Consider the following 17,899-nt stretch of genomic DNA (forward strand, 5'->3'; position numbering starts at 1 on the left):
CCGGCTTTTAGCTGAAGCGAAAAAGGCGTCCCGGATTACCGGGGCGCCTTTTTTTGTTGGTTGCTCGGGTGGATCTGATGGACCGCGTGGACCTTATGGACAGGGTGGACTGGAGGAGTGTAGGGACTAAGCCGAGGGCTGGCAGGCCTCTGACTTCCTCCGCGGGGCTTTTCGCTTTGGCGACCTCTCCGCCAGCACCTGCTGGAATCTCTCTTCGCCCAGTTTTCTCCTCATCCCTTCGAGGTAGAGCCGCTCGTACTTCTCTGCGGCGTTTTCCCAGGTGAATCTCTTGGCCATGGCGTTTTTTCGCAAAACCGCGATCCCCTCGGGATCGTGATACCAGGTGTGCACTGCCCAGCCGACGGTGTCGAAAAGGGCGCCCGCGTCCAGGTTCCAGAACTTGAAGCCGTCGCCGGTGCGGTCAGCCGCATTGTAGTTCTGCACCGAGTCGTCCAGTCCGCCGGTCGCGCGCACGATGGGGAGGGTGCCGTAGCGCATGCTGTACATCTGGTTGAGGCCGCAGGGTTCGAAGGCGGAAGGCATCAGGAAGAAATCACAGCCGGCCTCGATGCGGTGGGCGAGACTGTTGTCGTAGCCGATGCGGCAGGCGAAGCGATCGGGGCGGTCCGCCGCGATGCCGCCGAAATAGAAGTGGGCCCAAGGCTCGCCGGCTCCCAGAAGCACCAACTGGATGTCCAGTTCGAGCAGACGGGGCAGCGCCTGGGCCAGGACGTCGATCCCCTTCTGCTTCACCAGGCGCGACACCATGCCGATCAGCGGTACATCCTCGCGCTGGGGCAGTCCCAGGGCGCGCTGCAGCTCGCCTTTGCAGATTGCCTTTCCGGAGAGATCGCTGGCGCTGTAATTGGCGGGCAGGAGGCGATCCTCCTCCGGGTTCCACTCGTGATAGTCGACGCCGTTCAGAATACCGGAGAGGACGTCTGAGCGCTGGCGCACCACATCCTCCAACCCCCACCCGTACTCCGGCGTCTGGATCTCGCGGGCGTATCCTTCACTGACCGTGTTTAGCATGGTGGCGTGGTAGATTCCCCCTTTGAGGAGGTTCACCTGGTCGTCCATCTCCAGTTCCAAGAAGGTGAAGTGGTGCCAGCCGATGCCGAGGACATCCATGGCCCCTTCGTAGAAGCTCCCCTGGTGCTGCATGTTGTGGATGGTAAGGAGCGAGGCGGCCTGGGCGAGGTGGTGATCGTGCCGGTACCAGGTGTTCATCAGCACCGGAACGGCCGCGGTGTGCCAGTCGTGGGCGTGCACCAGGTCGGGGGTGAACTGGAGCATCTTGCACAACTCCAGGCTTGCCTTGGACAGGAAGATGAAGCGGTTGTCGTTGTCGAGGTACCCCTGGTTGTCCCGCTCGTAGAGTGAATCGCGCCCGTAGAAGTCTTCGTGCTCGAAAAAGTAGATGGGGACACTGGAGCCGGGCATGGTGCCCTGGTACACGCCGCAGTACATGTTGCCGATGATCCCCATGGGGACCACCAGCACGCCGGGGAGTTGGCGCAACTGGTAACGCTCGCGGTCCACCTTGTAGTAGCGGGGCATGACCACGCGCACGTCGTGGCCGCGTGCTTCGAGGTATTTGGGGAGGGCGCCGACCACGTCGGCCAGGCCGCCTTCCTTGGCGAACGGGACTGCTTCCGAGGCGGTAATCAGGATGTTCAGACGCATTACGATCGGCTCCTGTTGCTGTTCTTGTGGCATTAGGCCCCACCAAAAATACCAGAACAAGACGGCGGGTGCAATGAGGTTGTGTTAATTATTCCGACGCATCCTTTGTCTTCATGCCTCGCAGCACAGCAACCCGGTCCACAACGGGGGGGTGGCTGTAGTAGAAAGCGGCGTACAGCGGATGCGGGTGCAGGTTGGAGAGGTTCTCGGTGGAGAGTTTCACCAGGGCCGAGGCGAGGGCGTCGGGGGCGCCGGACAGGTCGGCAGCGAAGCGGTCGGCTTCCCACTCGTTGCGGCGCGACAGCCAGGAGCCGATCGGCGTCAGCGGGAAGGAAACGATGGAGAAGATGAAGCTGACCATCAGGACCTGGGCCAGGAACGAGGCTTGAGGGAGGCCGAACAAAAGCGGAAGCCCGCCCCATGCCATCACCTGGTGCACCAGGAAGAAGAGCGCGAGCGCGGCGGCCTCCATCAGCACCAGCCGTTTCCAGATATGCCCCTTCTTCCAGTGCCCCGCCTCGTGCGCCAGGATGGCCAGGAGCTCGGGGCGCTGCATCTGCTTCAGCAGCGTGTCGTAGAGGACGATGCGCTTGACCCGGCCGATGCCGGTGAAATAGGCGTTGGAGTGGAGGCTACGTCGGGAAGCATCCATCTGCTGCACGTCCTTCACCCTGAGATCGGCCTTTTGCAGCATCTCGCGGATCTCTTCCTCCAACTCCGGGTCGCCCAGCGGCTCGAACTTCGAGAACAGCGGCTCGATGATGTAGGGAGAGACGTAGATCATGACGATGGAGAACAGGGCGAAGAAGGCCCAGACCCAGAGCCACCAAAAACCGGGAGAGTGCTGGACCAGCAAAAGAGCGGCACTGATGACGATGGCGGTGAGGGCCGCGGAGATCAGGGTCGACTTGAGGAGGTCCGACAGCCACAGGGCCGGTGTCGTGGTATTGAAACCGTAGCGCCGTTCCAGGCGGAAGGTGCTGTACAGCGAGAAGGGAATATCGAGCACCTCCTGGACCAGGGTGAGGATCAGCATGAAGAGCACGCCCCGAAGCACGAACGAGTCGGTGAGCGAGGCGATCCAATGGTCGTAGAGCGGCAGCAGCGGGGTGAACATGAAGACGAGCAGGAGCGCGCTGTCATAAATGGAGTCGATCAGGGCCAGCCGGCTCTGCGCCAGCGTGTAACTTGCCGACTTTGCCAGCGCCTGCGCATCGACGGCGTCGGCGAACCCATCCGGCACGATGCTGCCGTAGCGCCTGAGGTGGCGCAGGTTCAGGTAGCGCAGCAGGCAGGCCGCGGCGAAACGTGCAAGGTAAAGGGCGATCAGCAGAGTTGTGGTGGACATGGTCATTTCCCCAGTGCCTCAGTTGGCAAAACCGTCTCTTAACAGGTATGGCACCTTATCCCTCGCCCTCCGGGAGAGGGTGGCCGAAGGCCGGGTGAGGGAAATAGCCCATTGTACCATGGTTGCTTCGTAGCGGCGCCCTCACCCCGCCCCTCACCCAGGGGGAGAGGGAGGTTTCGTGGAGGACAGGGGCGGGTATTCAGCCCGGGTGTATTAAAAAAGGCCCTCCGTGTGGACGGAGGGCCTTTTCGCTGGTTTGAGTGCGGGGCGCCTTACTTCTTGACGCTCCCTTTCTCGATGATGGCGGTGTACTTGTAACCGCCGCCGAAGTCCTTGTCCTTGGCGAGGGTACCGGAGACGGTGATGATATCGCCCTCTTCGGCGTTGTCGGTGGTGGTCACCACGAGGTCGTTGGTCTTCTTCTTGTCGCTGCCGGTGCCGTCCTGCAGATGCAGCCAGTTCTTGTTCATGATGCCGGTGGCGGTTTTAACCACCTGACCGCGCACCACCACCTGCTTGCCGTTCAGCGAGCCGCGCTTGGCGAAAATCTCTTCCACGGTGTAGGCGTTGGCGCCGGTTGCCTTCTCCACCTTGATCTTCTCGCCGGGAGCGGCCTTCTTGGCCTCCTTGGCGGCGGGCTTGGCCGCACCTTTAACTTCCGGAGCGTTGCAGAACAGGATGCTGTCGAAGGTGCGGTTCAGGGTCTTGCTCTGGAACTTGCTCATCGGCATGCAGCCCTGGAAGGACAGGGTGTCGCCGACGCGGGTTTCCAGCACCGGGTAGGCAACCCAGGTTTTGGTGCCGTCGGCCACTTCCAGGTTGGCGTAGGTGTAGCCGCCGCCTGCCATGGTCTCAATGACCTTGCCGGTGGGGTTGGTGTTGATCTCGGCTGCCCCGGCTTCGGCGGGAGCAGCGCCACCCATCATCATGGAATGGCCGCTTTTGGACATGCTCTTCTGGATCGCCTCGGCCTTGGACTCGGGCGCCTTGGCTGCAGCGTCGGCTTTGACATCGGCCTTGGCATCGGCTGCTTTCGGTGCTGCAACCGCTTCGACCTTGGTGTCAGCCTTCTCGGGTGCTTTGGGTGCGTCAGCACAGGTCCCGGCCACCGGCAGCGCAAGCGTGACGAGGACGGACATAATGGTGGAATAACGCTTCATCTGAGACTCTCCCCCACATCGAATTGCCGCCAGGGCGGCGCAAAAGCCTAGCTTTGCGCCGCGTACAATAGCAGCTTAAAGATAAAATATCAATTTGTTAATTTTTGTTTATTGTATTCGCTATCTTCGCTACTTGCGGCCGATGGCGAGGGAGTTCCCGTCCCCTGCCACGTCCACCTGGACCGTGTCTCCGGGGCCGAACTTTCCTTCCAGCAGCATGAGCGCCAGCGGGTCCTGGATCTTGCGCTGCAGGGCGCGCTTCAAAGGCCGCGCGCCATAGGCGGGGTCGTAGCCTTCCCGCGCCAGGAACTCGCGTGCCTGCTCGGTGACCTCCAGCCCGATGCTCTTCTCTTCCAGCCGCCTGGTCAGGGACTGCAGCTGTATCGAGACGATCTCCTTGATCCGTTCCAGGGGGAGCGCGTGGTAGATGACGATCTCGTCGACGCGGTTCAGGAATTCCGGCTTGAAGGCCTCCCTGAGGGTCTCCATGACCTCGCCCTGCATCTTGGCGTAGTCGGTGGCGCCGTACTGCTGGATCCACTGCGATCCCAGGTTGCTGGTCATGATGATCACCGAGTTCTTGAAGTCCACCGTCCGTCCCTGCCCGTCGGTCAGCCTGCCGTCATCGAGGATCTGCAGGAAGACGTTGAACACCTCGGGATGCGCCTTTTCGATCTCGTCGAAGAGCACGATGCAGTAGGGGCGGCGCCGTACCGCCTCGGTGAGCTGGCCTCCCTCCTCGTACCCGACGTACCCAGGGGGAGCCCCGATCAGGCGGGCCACCGTGTGCTTTTCCTGGTACTCGCTCATGTCGATGCGCACGATGGCCTGGTCGTCGTCGAACAGGAACGACGCCAGGGCCCGGGCCGTTTCGGTTTTGCCGACCCCGGTGGGGCCCAGGAAGATGAAGGAGCCGATGGGGCGGTTCGGGTCGGACAGGCCGCTCCTGGCGCGGCGCACCGCGTTGGCCACCAGGGTGAGCGCCTCGTCCTGGCCCACCACCCGGCTTTTCAGCCGCTCTTCCATGCGCACCAGCTTCTCGCTTTCGGTCTCCAGCATCCGGTTCACCGGGATGCCGGTCCACTTGGCGACCACCTCGGCCACCATCTCGGCGTCCACCTCCTCCGGGAGCATCTTCCCTTCCTTCTGGATCTGTTCCAGGGTGAGGCGCTTGTCCTCGATCTCCTTCTCGATGGCCGGGATTTCGCCGTAGCGGATCTCGGCGGTGCGGGCCAGCAGGCCGTCGCGCTCGGCGCGTTTGGCCTCCTCGGCTTTGTCCTCCTTGCGCTGCTTGAGCTCGCCCAACTCGGCCAGGATGTTCGTTTCCCGTTTCCAGTGGCTGTTCAGCTCGTCCGACTGGGCCTTCAGCGTTGCCAGTTCCTCTTCCAGCTTCTTGAGCCTTTCCAGTGCCTTCGGGTCGTGCTCGCGCAGCATGGCCTCCCGCTCTATCTGGAGCTGGATAACCCGGCGGTCGATTTCGTCGATCTCGGTCGGCTTGGAGTCCAGCTCGATCCTGAGCCGCGAGGCTGCCTCGTCGATAAGGTCGATCGCCTTGTCCGGGAGGAAGCGGTCGGTGATGTAGCGGTCGGACAGGGTCGCCGCGGCGATGATGGCGGAATCCTTGATCTGGATCTTGTGGTAGTTTTCGTACTTTTCCTTGAGGCCGCGCAGGATGGAGATGGTCTCCTCCACGCTCGGCTCGCCGGCGTAGACCTGCTGGAAGCGCCGCTCCAGTGCCGCGTCCTTCTCGATGTGCTTTCTGTACTCGTTGAGGGTGGTGGCGCCGATGCAGTGCAACTCGCCGCGGGCCAGCGCGGGCTTGAGCATGTTGGAGGCATCCATGGCGCCCTCAGCCGCTCCCGCGCCCACCAGCGTGTGCATCTCGTCGATGAAGAGGATGATCTTGCCTTCCGAGCGCGCCACTTCCTTTATGACGGCCTTGAGCCGCTCCTCGAATTCGCCGCGGTACTTGGCGCCGGCGATGAGCGCTCCCATGTCGAGCGCCATGATCACCTTGTCCTTGAGCGTTTCGGGGACGTCGCCGGAGACGATGCGCTGGGCGAGCCCCTCGGCGATGGCGGTCTTGCCGACGCCCGGTTCGCCGATCAGTACCGGGTTGTTCTTGGTGCGGCGCGACAGTACCTGGAGCACGCGGCGGATCTCGTCGTCGCGCCCGATGACCGGGTCGAGTTTCCCCTGACGGGCGAGGTCGGTCAGGTCGCGGCAGTATTTCGCCAGCGCCTGGTATTTCTGTTCCGGGTCCTGTTCGTTGACGGCCTCGCCGCCACGCAATTCCTTCAGCGCGGCGAGGATGCCGTCACGGGTCACGCCGTTCTGGCTCAAGAGCCGGCCGCTGGGCGTATCCTTGGATGCCACCAGCGCCAGCAGCAGGTGCTCCGTCGAAACGAACGAGTCGTGCATGGTGTCCGCTTCTTTCTGGGCCTGGTCCAGGATGCGGTTCAAAGCCGCCGAGAGCCCGACCTGCGCGCCGCCGGTCACCTTGGGCAGGCGCTTGAGCACATCTTCTACGCTGTCGCGCAGGCGCGGCAGGGGAGCGCCGATCTTCTTGATGAGGTCGGGGACGAAGCCCCCATCCTGGTCGATAAGTGCGAGCAGCAGGTGTTCCGCTTCGATAGCGGGGGCGGACATGGCGAGGGCATTTTCGTGAGCCGTCGCTATAGCTTCCTGCGTTTTAACGGTCATCTTTTCCTGTCTAATCATGGGGGTGCCTCCTAAGCTGGCTCTATTAGCAGACGGTGTTGGTGTCGCAGAAGGGACTGGCTCCGTTAGGTGCCTGTCCCTTTTAGCGGAACGCTCTTTTCAGCTCAGCCACCAATGGGACAGGCACCTGGCGGAGCCAGTCCCCTCGCTAATAGAGCCAAAGTCCTAGAAGAAGATAGGGAGGGGAGGGGGGCGTGTCAAGGTGCGGGGCGGTTTTTACCCACAAGCATTAAGGGGACAGGCACCTGGCGGAGCCAGTCCCCTCGCGGCAGGGCTTGTAGTGCGCGGCAAGATATGGCATTATCCGGCAGCGTAACAGAGCGGTGCTCGCAACGGTTGGCGCATATCGGTAGGTGCCGGTAGCGACGCTGTGAGGCCTGCAGGGGAGCTGCAGTTGGCAAAGTTGAATCGCGACGACAACGGCATTGGTGCCGAAGACAATCCGGACGCCGAGGTGGAACTGGACCTTGCGCCAGAGGACGAACTGGATGACGACCTCGACCTTGCGGCGGACGAGCATCTCTTCTACGGCGACGATCCGGAGAAACTCCTCGATGACGATGAGGACGACGGCGAGGAACTGGTCTGGGACGCCGACGAGCTAGCGAAGCCCGTCGTTGCCACGCCCGGATGCGCCGTCAGTTTCTTCGTGGACAACAAGCGCCACCACGCCATCTGTCTCGCCGTAATCGGTGACGAGGTGCTCCTCGAGCACAAAGACGCGACCAAGTGCTTCCTGTTCATCGGCAAGATAACGGAGATCGTGCCGCGCATCCGGCGCGGGGTCGTCTCCGCCACCATCACCGTCGGCGCCTTAAAGCGCTGCCGTTACCGGTCCGTTCCCAAGAAGTGGCTCCAGGAGATGATCAAGGCGGGCCTGTCCTGGAAGGGTGTCGAGGGGCCGGGCAAAGTGGCGCCCGCTCCCGGCGAGCTCCTCAGGGGGCAGATGGAATTGTTCTGAAGCTTGGTGTTGAGGCTCTTCGGCTAGTCCCCCTCTCCCCCTGGGAGAGGGTGCCCAACGGGCGGGTGAGGGCGCTGCCACGAAGTTAATAGCTTGCATCTGCCGACGCCCTCACCCTGCCCTCTCCCGGAGGGAGAGGGGATGTGGCGCAAAAGCATGTATATCGGAAACAAAAAGGGGACAGGCAAAAGTAGCCTGTCCCCTTTTCTTTTTTCTGCCGGCTTGTAGTTACTTCACTTTCCTGATCCAGCCGAACTTGTCTTCGATCTTGCCGGTCTGGATGCCGGTCAGGGTGTCGTACAGGGTCTGGGTGTGCTTGCCGACGCCGCCGTTGCCGACATCTACGGTCTCACCGGCATAGTGGAGCGTGCCGACCGGGGTGACCACGGCGGCGGTGCCGCTGCCGAAGGCCTCGGTGATCTTGCCGCTCTTCAGGTCCTGCATCAGGTCGTTCACGTCGATCTTGCGCTCCTCGACCTTGAGCCCCATGGACTTGGCCAGGGTCAGCACGGAATCGCGGGTGATGCCGTGCAGGATGCTCCCCTCCAGCGGCGCGGTGACGATGGTGTCGCCGTAGGCGAAGAACATGTTCATGGAACCTACTTCCTCGATGTAGCGCTTGTGCACGCCGTCCAGCCAGAGCACCTGGTCATACCCCTTCTTCTTGGCTTCCAGGCCGGCCTTCAGCGAGCTGGCGTAGTTGCCGCCGGTCTTGGCTTCGCCGGTGCCGCCGGGGGTGGCGCGGACGTACTTGTCCTCGACCATGATCTTGACCGGGTTGAAACCGGCGGCGTAGTAGGCGCCTACCGGGGAGAGAATCACGTAGAAGTAGTAGTGGTCCGAGGGCTTGATGCCGACGTGCGGTTCCACCGCGATCATGGCGGGACGGATGTAGAGCGACGTCCCCTCCGAACCCGGCACCCAGGCGCTCTCCAGGGCGACCAACTGCTCGATCCCTTTCACGAAGAGTTCCTCGGGAACTTCCGGCATGCAGAGCCGTTCGGCAGAATGGTTGAAGCGACGGGCGTTCATCTCCGGGCGGAACAGCGCGATGGTGCCGTCGGCCCACTTGTAGGCTTTCAGCCCCTCGAAGATTTCCTGCGCGTAGTGCAAAACAAGCGCCGCGGGGTCGATCTGGAACGGCTCGTACTTCTTGATGCGGCCGTCGACCCAACCCTGCCCGGCTTTCCACTCGACCAGCAGCATGTAGTCGGTGAAAATCCTCCCGAAGCCCAGCTGCGACTCGTCGGTATACTTGGCCTTCTTCTCCCCCTCGCTAATAGGTATTACCCTGATCTCCATGTGGCAGAACCTCCGGTTTTTCGGCGCCAGGCGTCGCTTATTTGGATCTTTTCGTTTACCACATTCGCAGCGGCAGGCGCAAGTAATTTAACCCCCGTAAATTCACGGGCATCCCCTTGATTTTTTGCATGCGACTTGTTATATTTGTTAGCGCTCAAGAGTGGAGAGTGCTAACAGCAGTAGGCAAAACCAGCACTCACAAGGGAGAGATCGACATGACGCACGCAATGCCGGTACCTATAGACAGCCTTACCCTCTACCTCACGGAGATCAACCGTTTCCCGCTTTTGTCGGCGGATGAGGAGATGGATCTGGCCTGCAGGTTCCGCGACGAGGGGGACCTGGAGGCGGCACACAAGCTGATCACCTCGAACCTCAGGTTTGTCGTGAAGATTGCCGGGGAGTACCGCTCCTACGGGATGAAGATGCTGGACCTGATCCAGGAGGGGAACGTCGGCCTGATGATGGCGGTCAGGAAGTTCGACCCCGCCAAGGGGGTCCGTCTCATCTCGTACGCCGTGTGGTGGATCCGGGCGTACATCCAAAACCACATCATCTCGGCCTGGAGCCTTCTGAAAATCGGCACCACCCAGGCGCAGAGGAAGCTCTTCTTCAAGCTGAACCAGGCCAAGCAGGCCATCATCAACATGACCGGAGAAGGTGACCTGCACGCGGCGGCAATATCGCTGGACGTGAAAGACACCGAGGCGCAGGAGATGGAACAGCGCCTGAGAGGCGAGCTCTCGCTGGACGTGGAAATGTTCGAAGGGGAGGGGGCGACCTTCCTGGAAAGCCTGCCCGACCTGCGCCAGAACCAGGAGGAAATGCTGGCCGAGCGCCAGGAGAGCAGCATCCTGGAGCAGACGGTGGCCAGCGCGCTGGAACAGCTGAACGAGAAGGAGCGCTTCGTCATCGAGCACCGCGTCTCGGCGGACCAGCCGCTTACCCTGCAGGAGATCGCCGACCACTTCTCCATCTCCCGCGAGCGGGTGCGCCAGATCGAGGAAGGCGCGCTCAAGAAAATGAAGCGCTTCCTGACCCCGCTGGTCCTGGAGCAGGCGGCATAATGGAAAACAAGGGGACTGGCTCCGCAAGGTGCCTGTCCCCCTTCGCTTGAAGGGCGGCTTCCCTGCTGGGAGCCGCCCTTTTTTGCTTTGGCTCTATTAGAGGGGACTGGCTCCGCCAGGTGCCTGTCCCCCTAATGCTTGTTGAAGGTGGCTGAGCTGAAAGGAGCGTTCCGCAGAGGGACAGGCACCTAACGGAGCCAGTCCCTTCCTCCCGTCAAGGGAGGGGGAGGCCTGGTTCGAGCTTGGCCCTGCCGCGCAACTCGGTTACGTACGCCGCGACCAGCGGGGCCATCTTCCCTTTCTTAAGGGAGGCGTAGACGGCGGACTTCGCCTCCTGGTAACTCTCCGGGCGCGAGGCGCGCTTTTCGGTCAGCTTCAGGATGTGAAAGCCGTAGGAGGTCTGCACGACATCGCTGATCTCGCCCGGCTTCAGCGCGAAGACCGCCTGTTCCAGGCGCGGGTCGAGCTCGCCGCGGTTGAAGTAGCCGAGGTCGCCCCCGCGGGCTTTGCTGGGACAATCCGAGTGCGACTGCGCCAGGATGCTGAAGCTTTCTCCCTCCCGCACCCGGTGCAGCAGGACCTCCGCCCGTTCCCGTGCCCGCTCCTTGTCCCGTTCCTCGCCACTACCGGAAATCGCAACCAGGATCTGGCTGGCCCTGGCACTGCACCCGGTCCTGAACCGTTCCCTGTTCGCTTCGTAGAAAGCCTCGGCTTCATCTGCAGCGACGCCCACGGACCTGCCGAACCTCTGCTCCACGAAGTTGCCGATCACCAGTTCTTTTCGTATCGACTGTTCTAGTTGCGGCAGGGTTAGTCCGGCCTCCTCGATGCTGCGGTAGAATGCGGCATCGCTCAGGTGTCTGGTCCGCTCACGGGCAATTGCCTCGGACACCTGCCGTTCCCCCCCCCGGGGCATGGTCGCCGTGCTCTGGGCAGCCTGGTACAGCAGCTCGGACTCTACCAGCTGTACGATGGCTTCCGCCTCAAGCTCGCGAAGCATGGCCGGCGACAGCGGCTGACGCAACTGCCGGTTTACCGTAAGGGCCTTCACCGCGCGATCCAGTTCGGCGCGGGTGATGATCGTGCCGTTGACCTTCTGGACAGGATCGGTGGGAAAGCCTTCTCTGAGTGACGGCGGGGACTGCCATTGCGGTTTCTGGTCTGCTTGGTTGCAGGCAACAAGGGATAGCAAAAGGAGTGGTATCGCGATCACCAAAGCGACCGCTTTGCTCCGAGGGTACATCCATTTCCTCCAGGTGAAGCGTAACGTTCCTGTGCAGCGCCCTGGAGGACAGCAAGAGATGTACCCTTACGGCTTCCGTCTGGGGCAACGTCGTGTGATTACAGCAGTTTCCTGGAAATGGCCCGGTGGGGGCGGAGAGAAGGTGCGGGGAAGAGGGGGGAGCACGGTGCAAATGACCCACCGCCTGACCGGACGCAGGGGCATTTACCCCTGCGTCTGACCGGTCGGTGCGGCTGGCGAGCCTGGATTTCAGGCCTTGAACTTGTTCTCGGTGCCGGCGCGGAGCCGGGCGATGTTCTCGTGATGCTTGAGGATCACGATCACGGCGATGACAGCCGCCATGACGATGGTTTCGCGGGGGGCACAGGTGGCAAAGGCGAGTGCGGGGATGCAGGCGGCTGCGCTGATGGATGCCAAGGAGACGTAGCGCCACTTGTAGAGGACGGCGGCGAAAACGAGGATGCCGAAGAGGACGGCCAGCGGTGCGGTGCCCAGCAGCACGCCCAGCGCGGTAGCGACCCCCTTGCCACCCTTGAAACCGAGAAAGACGGTGTAGACGTGACCGAGGAAGGCGGCGAGGCCGATGAGGGCGACCCACATCGGAAAGAGTTCCAGGGACTGCGCGATCAGGACCGGGATCAGCCCCTTGAGGCAGTCCCCGACCAGGGTCATGATGCCGAGCTTCTTGCCGGCGGTGCGGTAGACGTTGGTGGCGCCGATGTTGCCGCTGCCACATTCCCTGATATTGATGCCCATACTCCGGGCCAGGAGCAGGCCGGTCGGTACCGAGCCGAGCAGGTACGCGCCGATCACGAGCAGAATTTCGGTCTTCAAAACATTCTCCCAGTGGTTAATGAAACAACGGCGCATCCTACAGTATTTCGGCTCAAACTGCAAGCCGCCGGGGGGATGGTGTTGTGTGCCCCCCCTCCCTTGACGGGCCTGCGCGCCGAAGCGCTTCGTCCCGCGAAGGCGGGAGGGGGCAGGGGGGTGGGTGACCTTGCCATGACTGCAACTGTGGCACCTGCCCCCACCCCCTAACCCCCTCCCGCGAGGGGAGGGGGGGCTTTAATCAAGGGAAGGGGGCGCGCGAACCTGGCGGTGCTACCGGGCGCGCAGCCGCTCGTAGCGCAGCACCGCAGCGGTCATGGCGAGAAAAAATACGTCGCGCAGCAGTGCAACCCAGGGGGCGGTTTTGGGGCCGTCGGGGCGGAAGCAGCCGCAATCGATGTCCAGCCCCCGTATCATGGCGGCGGAGAGTGCGGCCATGAAGACCACGTTGAGCGCGCCGATGATGAGGGCGCCGCTTCTGACCCGCACCCCCAGGATCAAGAGCACCCCGCAGGTGAGCTCCAGGAAGGGAAGCACCGCGGCGGTGACATAGCTCCAGAAGTAGGGGAGGATGCGGTAGGCCGCCACGCTGCCGGCAAAGGTGACCGGATCCGCGATCTTGGGGATGGCGGCATAGATGAAGATGGCCCCGAGGACGATGCGCAGCGCCAGGGGGATCATGGAGGAGCGGAAACTTTTCATTGCTTCCCTCCCGAGGTGGGGTATCCGCCGTCGCGCCATTCGGGTAGCCCCCCTTCGAATACGTACACCGAAGCGTAGCCGGCCTTGATCAGGAGTTTGCCCAGGTCCATGCTGTCGTGACAGGAAAAGCCGTTGCAGTACGCGATGATGACGGCGTCCTTGGCGACGCCTTTGAGCTGCGGCGTCGCCTGGCGGGTCGCTTCCTCCAGCGGCAGCGACCGCGCACCCGCGATGTGCTCTTTCGCGAAGCTCGCCGCGCTCCTGGCGTCCACCAGCACCGCCTGTCCCGAGTCGTGCAGTTCCTTTACCTGGGCCAGGGCGATGGGCATCGGCAGCGCCTCCGCCTGCTGGGAGCCCGGTGCCGCCTGCTGGGGAACCGGCGCCGCCTGCCCCGCGGGGGCGCCGCGCCAGGCATCGGCCAGGAGCGTTCTGTTCCAGGCGATGCCGAACAGCGCCGAGGCGAGCACGATCACCGCGATCTCCAGGGAAGTTTTGAGCCAGCTTTTCTGTGCCATGTGTAGGGACCCGAATGTGAGGGAGGTGCGCCCGGCGCTGCAGGCGGCACGTCCCGTTGAAGTGGACACCTGAGAGATGTTACGCAAAAGCGGCGTCCGGGTCAACGGGCGCCGCTTCGGGGGATGCTAGAACCGCTCGGGAGGGTAGATGTCGTGCTCCTCCAGCCAATGCGCGGCGCGGTCGGTGAGGAAGGCCTCGCGGATGGCCTGGAAGCGTTCCTGCTCCTCCGGGTAGAAAGCGAGGATCTCGTGCAGCCTGCCGTGGGACTGCTTGCCGCTGAAGGCCCGCGTCAGCATCGACTTCAATCCCTCGTTGGTCAGGCGCTGGATGAAGGCGTGCACCAGTTGGCGCTCCTGCCCGTAGTCGAAGGGGGGGATCTCCAGGAAGCGCTCCTCCTGGGAGGCCACCTCCTCCCAGAAACTCTCGTCCTCGTATTCGGCGGGGACGGAGAAGACCTCGCCGGTCTCGCGGTCCAGGAAGTAGACCAGGTCCTGGTCGCCGTTCTCGAAGGCCTCCATCAGGTCTTCCCAGACGATCTCCAGGTTGCGTAGTGCGTGCATCGGTACCTCTTGAAAACAGGTTGGGGGTTAAGTCCCCTTTACCAGACCCGTATTTTTGTATATATTGCGCAAATGCGCAAGATTTTCATCGCCGACGCCCACCTGAGGAGCCCGCAGGACCGGAACTACCGGACCCTGGTCCGTTTCCTGGACACGCTTCCCCCCGACACCGACACCCTCTATCTCTTGGGTGACATCTTCGAGTTCTGGATCGGCAACCCGCGGCCGGTGTACGGCCACTACGGCGACATCGTGGATTGTCTGAAGCGGGTGAGGGCGCGCGGGGTGCGCATCGTCTACTTCGAGGGGAACCACGATTTCCACCTGGGGGGCTTCTTCAGAGACGAACTGCAGGCCGAGGTCCATGTCGGCGGCGCGGAACTGGAGATGGGCGGGAAGAGGGTCTGCCTGTGCCACGGGGACCAGGTCAACCGCGCCGACCGCCGCTACCGGGCCTGGCGCTTCGTGCTGCGCAGCCCCCTGGTGAGGGCGCTGGTGCCGGTTGTCCCGCGCCGGCTGTCCGATCGCATCGCGGTCAAGCTGTCCCTGCGCTCCAGCCGCCAGCACACCGCTCGCAAGAGCCGCTGGGACTACCCGCGCATCCTGGAGAGCTTCGCGCGCGAGCGCTTCGCATCCGGGTGCGACCTGGTGATCACCGGTCACTTCCATCTCCCGATGGAAGTAAGGGAAGGGGAGCGGGTCTTCATCGCCCTCGGCGATTGGATCACCCACTTTTCCTACGCCCAGTGGACCGACGCGGGGGTCACCCTGGAGCGCTTCGCCTAGTCCGGCCGCAACCCGAACAGTCCCAGGTACTTCTCCACCCGCTCCTGCAGGGTCGGCGCGGCGATCAGGGCGCAGATCTCGTCGGGCCGGTAGCCGCGGCACACGGCGGGGCGCTCCTGGTAGATCTGGCAGCGCTGCTCACCGGAGAGGTGGCGGCACGGCTCTCCCACCTTCTTCCCCAAGGCGCTGATATCCGGCGCGACGCAGCAGGTCCCGCATCCTGAACAATCCATCTCCACCTACCTGAAACCGGCTACCTGAAAAACGCCTCCAGGGCCTGTTCGCCCACCGAGGTCGCCTTGATGCGCCACTTGTTCTCGTTGATGACCAGTGCGGCCAGGGCGATCTGCGGGTCTTCCATGGGAGCGTAGGCGGCAAACCAGCTGTAGTGCCCGGCGGGGTCGGAGCCGTCGATGGAGCCGGTCTTGGCGGCGATGCGCACCGAGGCGAGCATCCTCCTCCCCCTGCGGTCGTGGAAGGCGCGACGCGAGGTGCCGCTCTCCACGGTGGTGGCGAGCATGTGCGCCAGGTCGCTGGCGGTCTGCGGCGACATCACGGTGCGCAGCACCTGGGGCTTCTGGGAGAACACCACGTTACCCTTGGCGTCCCGGATCTCGCTGGCCAGCGACGGCGCCATCATCACCCCGCCGTTGGCCACCGTGGCCATGATGGCGGCGGCGTGGAAGGGGGAGACTTTCACCTCGCGGTTGAGCCCCGCGCCCATGCGCATCAGCTCGTCGACGGTACCCGGGACGGGGGCGGTGCTGGCAAGGATCGGGGAGCCGGGGACGATGGGCTGGTTGAAGCCGTATTTCCCCGCGTACAGGAGCAGCGGGTCGCGCCCGACCACTTCGCCGGCGAGACGCCCGTACACCGGGTTCACCGATTTCCCCATGGCAAGCGACAGCGGCATCTGCTGGTTGCCGCGCCCCGGCCGCACGCGCCAGTACTTCGGGCTCTCCGAGGTCAGCTTGCCGTTGAAGGCGAACATGGTGTCCGGCCCCACCTTCTTCTCTTCCAGGGCCGCCGTCGCGGTGACGATCTTGAACAGCGACGCCATGGGGTAGAGGTGGTAGTTGGCCCCCTTTTCCCACCCCGGTTGGGAGGCGGAATGCGAGACGGCGGCGAGGATGCGCCCGGTCTTGGGCTCGAGGGCGACGAAGAGGCCGTAGGGGACCTTGTAGTCGCTGAACAGTTTCTCGATCTTTCTCTGCACCTCTTCGTCGATGCTGTAGATCACCTGCCCGCCCTGCGGCAGGGGCGCGGTGAACTTTCCCCCCTGCACCTGGGCGTTGGAGTAGGCGTCGGCGGCGAGCTTGAAGGCGCTCCCCTGGTCCAGTTTGGACAGGGAGACGGCGGCCGGCACCTCTGCCGCCGGCGCGGTTTTGGCGCGGGGGGATCCGAAGAGGGAGATCAGGGGGTAGGAGGCGAGCAAAAGCGCGATGGCCGGGAGGATGATCTTGAGCCGCTTCTTCTGCGGCTTGGTCTCCTCGATCTGCCGAAGGAACACGTTGCGTCCTTCTTCTGCCTTTGCCTTGCGGAATCGTCTGCTGCGTTTCTTATCTTTGTCGATGTCTTTAAAATCTTGCATATCCCGCTTCTGGCCCTCAGTTGAATCGGGCCACTATATGTCAACTGCGTCCCCTTTGTCAACGCCGGGGGGGCGCATTTCCGGGAAGGCGAGATCCTTCAGGGTGACCCCTCCCAGGGCCGCCGTGACCGCCTGTTCCGACTGGTTCAGAAGGCCCCCGGCCAGATCCTCCCCGGTGATGGCGGCCGAGGCGCCGCGCCTTCTCAGGGAGAGGAGCACGTCGGCGATGGAGACCTGGTCCAGGTCGCGTGCCGGGTAGTAGCTGCCGCGCCCCTCGCCGGCCATGACCACGAAGCCCTGGTCGCGCAGGTGCTCCAGCGTGTTGCGCACGACGCGCAGGGGGACGCCCAGCTTGGCCGCCAGGTGGCTTTCGCCCCAGGCGGGCTCGCCGCGATAGAAGGCGTCCGCTATGTGCCGCAGCGCCGCCAGCGCCACCAGTTCCTGCAGCTCGTGGCTGATCTCGCGCCCCCGGATGTCGCGCCGGAAGGTGCCCCGGTTCTGGTGCGCCGCCACCACCTCCATGCCGAACAGGACGATGATCCAGCTCACGTAGATCCAGACCATGAGGATGGGGAGCGCGGCCAGGGTGCCGTAGATGGCGTTGTAGTTGCCGGCGCCGACCTGGAAGTGGATGTAGGCCCACTGGGCGAACTGCCAGAGCGTGCCCGCGAGCACCGCGCCGATCAGCGCCGAGTCGAAGCGCACCCGCGTGTTGGGGATGAACACGTAGAGCAGGAAGATGGCGACCCAGACCACGAGGTAGGGGGTGAGACCCAGGGCGAACAGGAACAGGTCGCCCAGGTAGGTCCACTCCATGATCCAGCCGGTGAGCCACTTGCTGGAGAGCGTGGTCGTGATGCTGGTGGCGGCCAGAAGGAGCAGCGGCGCGCTGACCAGGACGCTCAGGTAGTCGCTGAACTTCCGGTAGAAGGTGCGGGTCTCCGGCACCCCCCAGATCACGTTGAAGGCCTCCTCGATGCTGCCCAGCATGCTGATGGCGGTGAAGAGCAGCGCCGCGAGACCGATGGCCCCCACCGAGCCCATGTTGGTGTTGCCGATGTAGGAGATGACCCGGATCACCACCTCCTCGTTCCCCGCGGTCACCTGCTTCAGGATCAGGGGCACCAGGCGGTTCTGCGCGCCCAGTCCCTTGAGCACCGAGAAGGCGAGGGCGAGCAGCGGCACCAGGGACAGGAGCGTCGTGAAGGAGAGGGCCGTGGCGCGCAACAGGGCGTTGTTGGCCATGAAGTTGGAAAAGGCGAAGCTGGTGAACTGCAAAAGCCGCACCCCTCTACCTTTCCAGCCGCCGATGGCCGCCGGGTCGTACTGCCAGATGAGGCCGGGGGAGAACTTCTTCTTGCCGTTACTGTCGTTCATAAGCTGTGGCACCGCTGCTGCTCGCGGCAGGCACCCCCGCCGGGGCGT

The 17,899-nt window shown here is 63.4% G+C and carries 16 protein-coding genes; 3 read left to right on the forward strand and 13 right to left on the reverse strand.

Going from position 1 to position 17,899, the window contains the following annotated elements:
• Positions 1–126: 126 nt before the first annotated feature.
• From glgA to clpB, 4 genes are all read right to left on the reverse strand, one after another.
• Positions 127–1,686 carry a glycogen synthase GlgA gene (gene glgA, locus H7687_RS04290; protein WP_183345451.1) on the reverse strand — a complete coding sequence of 520 codons (1,560 nt, stop codon included), beginning with the start codon at positions 1,684–1,686 and terminating at the stop codon, positions 127–129.
• An 88-nt stretch (positions 1,687–1,774) separates the two neighbouring features.
• Complete coding sequence (locus H7687_RS04295) at positions 1,775–3,034, reverse strand: M48 family metallopeptidase (RefSeq protein ID WP_183345453.1); 1,260 nt, start codon at positions 3,032–3,034, stop codon at positions 1,775–1,777.
• 272 nt (positions 3,035–3,306) lie between these two features.
• Positions 3,307–4,194, reverse strand: coding sequence for a DNA-binding protein (locus H7687_RS04300; RefSeq protein WP_183345454.1), 888 nt, complete (start codon positions 4,192–4,194; stop codon positions 3,307–3,309).
• Between the two features lie 129 nt (positions 4,195–4,323).
• Positions 4,324–6,915, reverse strand: a complete 2,592-nt coding sequence (gene clpB, locus H7687_RS04305) for an ATP-dependent chaperone ClpB (protein ID WP_183345459.1) — start codon at positions 6,913–6,915, stop codon at positions 4,324–4,326.
• Between the two features lie 394 nt (positions 6,916–7,309).
• On the opposite strand from clpB, the gene H7687_RS04310 reads away from it, so the two are divergent.
• Positions 7,310–7,876 carry a hypothetical protein gene (locus H7687_RS04310; RefSeq protein WP_183345462.1) on the forward strand — a complete coding sequence of 189 codons (567 nt, stop codon included), beginning with the start codon at positions 7,310–7,312 and terminating at the stop codon, positions 7,874–7,876.
• Positions 7,877–8,104: 228 nt separating this feature from the next.
• Here H7687_RS04310 and H7687_RS04315 read toward each other — a convergent pair whose 3' ends face one another.
• Complete coding sequence (locus H7687_RS04315; protein WP_183345464.1) at positions 8,105–9,178, reverse strand: branched-chain amino acid aminotransferase; 1,074 nt, start codon at positions 9,176–9,178, stop codon at positions 8,105–8,107.
• A gap of 215 nt (positions 9,179–9,393) precedes the next feature.
• On the opposite strand from H7687_RS04315, the gene rpoH reads away from it, so the two are divergent.
• Complete coding sequence (gene rpoH / locus H7687_RS04320) at positions 9,394–10,245, forward strand: RNA polymerase sigma factor RpoH (RefSeq protein WP_183345466.1); 852 nt, start codon at positions 9,394–9,396, stop codon at positions 10,243–10,245.
• Positions 10,246–10,459: 214 nt separating this feature from the next.
• Here the strand turns inward: rpoH and H7687_RS04325 are convergent, their stop codons facing one another.
• The 5 genes from H7687_RS04325 to H7687_RS04345 form a co-directional block, all read right to left on the reverse strand.
• Entirely contained in the window at positions 10,460–11,488 is a 1,029-nt protein-coding gene (locus H7687_RS04325) for a peptidylprolyl isomerase (protein WP_183345468.1), read from the reverse strand.
• Between the two features lie 249 nt (positions 11,489–11,737).
• Positions 11,738–12,322: a glycerol-3-phosphate 1-O-acyltransferase PlsY gene (gene plsY / locus H7687_RS04330; RefSeq protein WP_183345470.1), complete on the reverse strand. Its 585-nt coding sequence runs from the start codon at positions 12,320–12,322 to the stop codon at positions 11,738–11,740.
• Between the two features lie 270 nt (positions 12,323–12,592).
• Positions 12,593–13,021, reverse strand: coding sequence for a MauE/DoxX family redox-associated membrane protein (locus H7687_RS04335; RefSeq protein ID WP_246404576.1), 429 nt, complete (start codon positions 13,019–13,021; stop codon positions 12,593–12,595).
• Complete coding sequence (locus H7687_RS04340) at positions 13,018–13,536, reverse strand: rhodanese-like domain-containing protein (protein ID WP_183345471.1); 519 nt, start codon at positions 13,534–13,536, stop codon at positions 13,018–13,020. Before H7687_RS04340 ends, H7687_RS04335 begins: the two co-directional genes overlap by 4 nt.
• A 126-nt stretch (positions 13,537–13,662) precedes the next feature.
• Positions 13,663–14,097 (reverse strand): UPF0158 family protein, encoded by a 435-nt coding sequence (locus tag H7687_RS04345; protein ID WP_183345473.1) that lies wholly within the window; start codon positions 14,095–14,097, stop codon positions 13,663–13,665.
• A gap of 72 nt (positions 14,098–14,169) precedes the next feature.
• On the opposite strand from H7687_RS04345, the gene H7687_RS04350 reads away from it, so the two are divergent.
• Positions 14,170–14,883 carry a UDP-2,3-diacylglucosamine diphosphatase gene (locus H7687_RS04350; RefSeq protein ID WP_183345476.1) on the forward strand — a complete coding sequence of 238 codons (714 nt, stop codon included), beginning with the start codon at positions 14,170–14,172 and terminating at the stop codon, positions 14,881–14,883.
• Here the strand turns inward: H7687_RS04350 and H7687_RS04355 are convergent.
• Genes H7687_RS04355 through H7687_RS04365 form a run of 3 tightly spaced genes read right to left on the reverse strand, consistent with a single transcriptional unit; the run spans position 14,880 to position 17,851 of the window.
• Positions 14,880–15,116, reverse strand: a complete 237-nt coding sequence (locus H7687_RS04355) for a CxxCxxCC domain-containing protein (RefSeq protein WP_183345478.1) — start codon at positions 15,114–15,116, stop codon at positions 14,880–14,882. The two genes, H7687_RS04350 and H7687_RS04355, sit on opposite strands and share 4 nt — an antisense overlap.
• Before the next feature lie 20 nt (positions 15,117–15,136).
• Complete coding sequence (locus H7687_RS04360; protein ID WP_183345480.1) at positions 15,137–16,474, reverse strand: penicillin-binding transpeptidase domain-containing protein; 1,338 nt, start codon at positions 16,472–16,474, stop codon at positions 15,137–15,139.
• A gap of 33 nt (positions 16,475–16,507) precedes the next feature.
• Positions 16,508–17,851 (reverse strand): YhjD/YihY/BrkB family envelope integrity protein, encoded by a 1,344-nt coding sequence (locus H7687_RS04365; protein WP_183345482.1) that lies wholly within the window; start codon positions 17,849–17,851, stop codon positions 16,508–16,510.
• Between the last annotated feature and the right edge of the window lie 48 nt (positions 17,852–17,899).

This window comes from Geomonas paludis (genome assembly GCF_014193585.1).
GTDB lineage: Bacteria > Desulfobacterota > Desulfuromonadia > Geobacterales > Geobacteraceae > Geomonas > Geomonas paludis.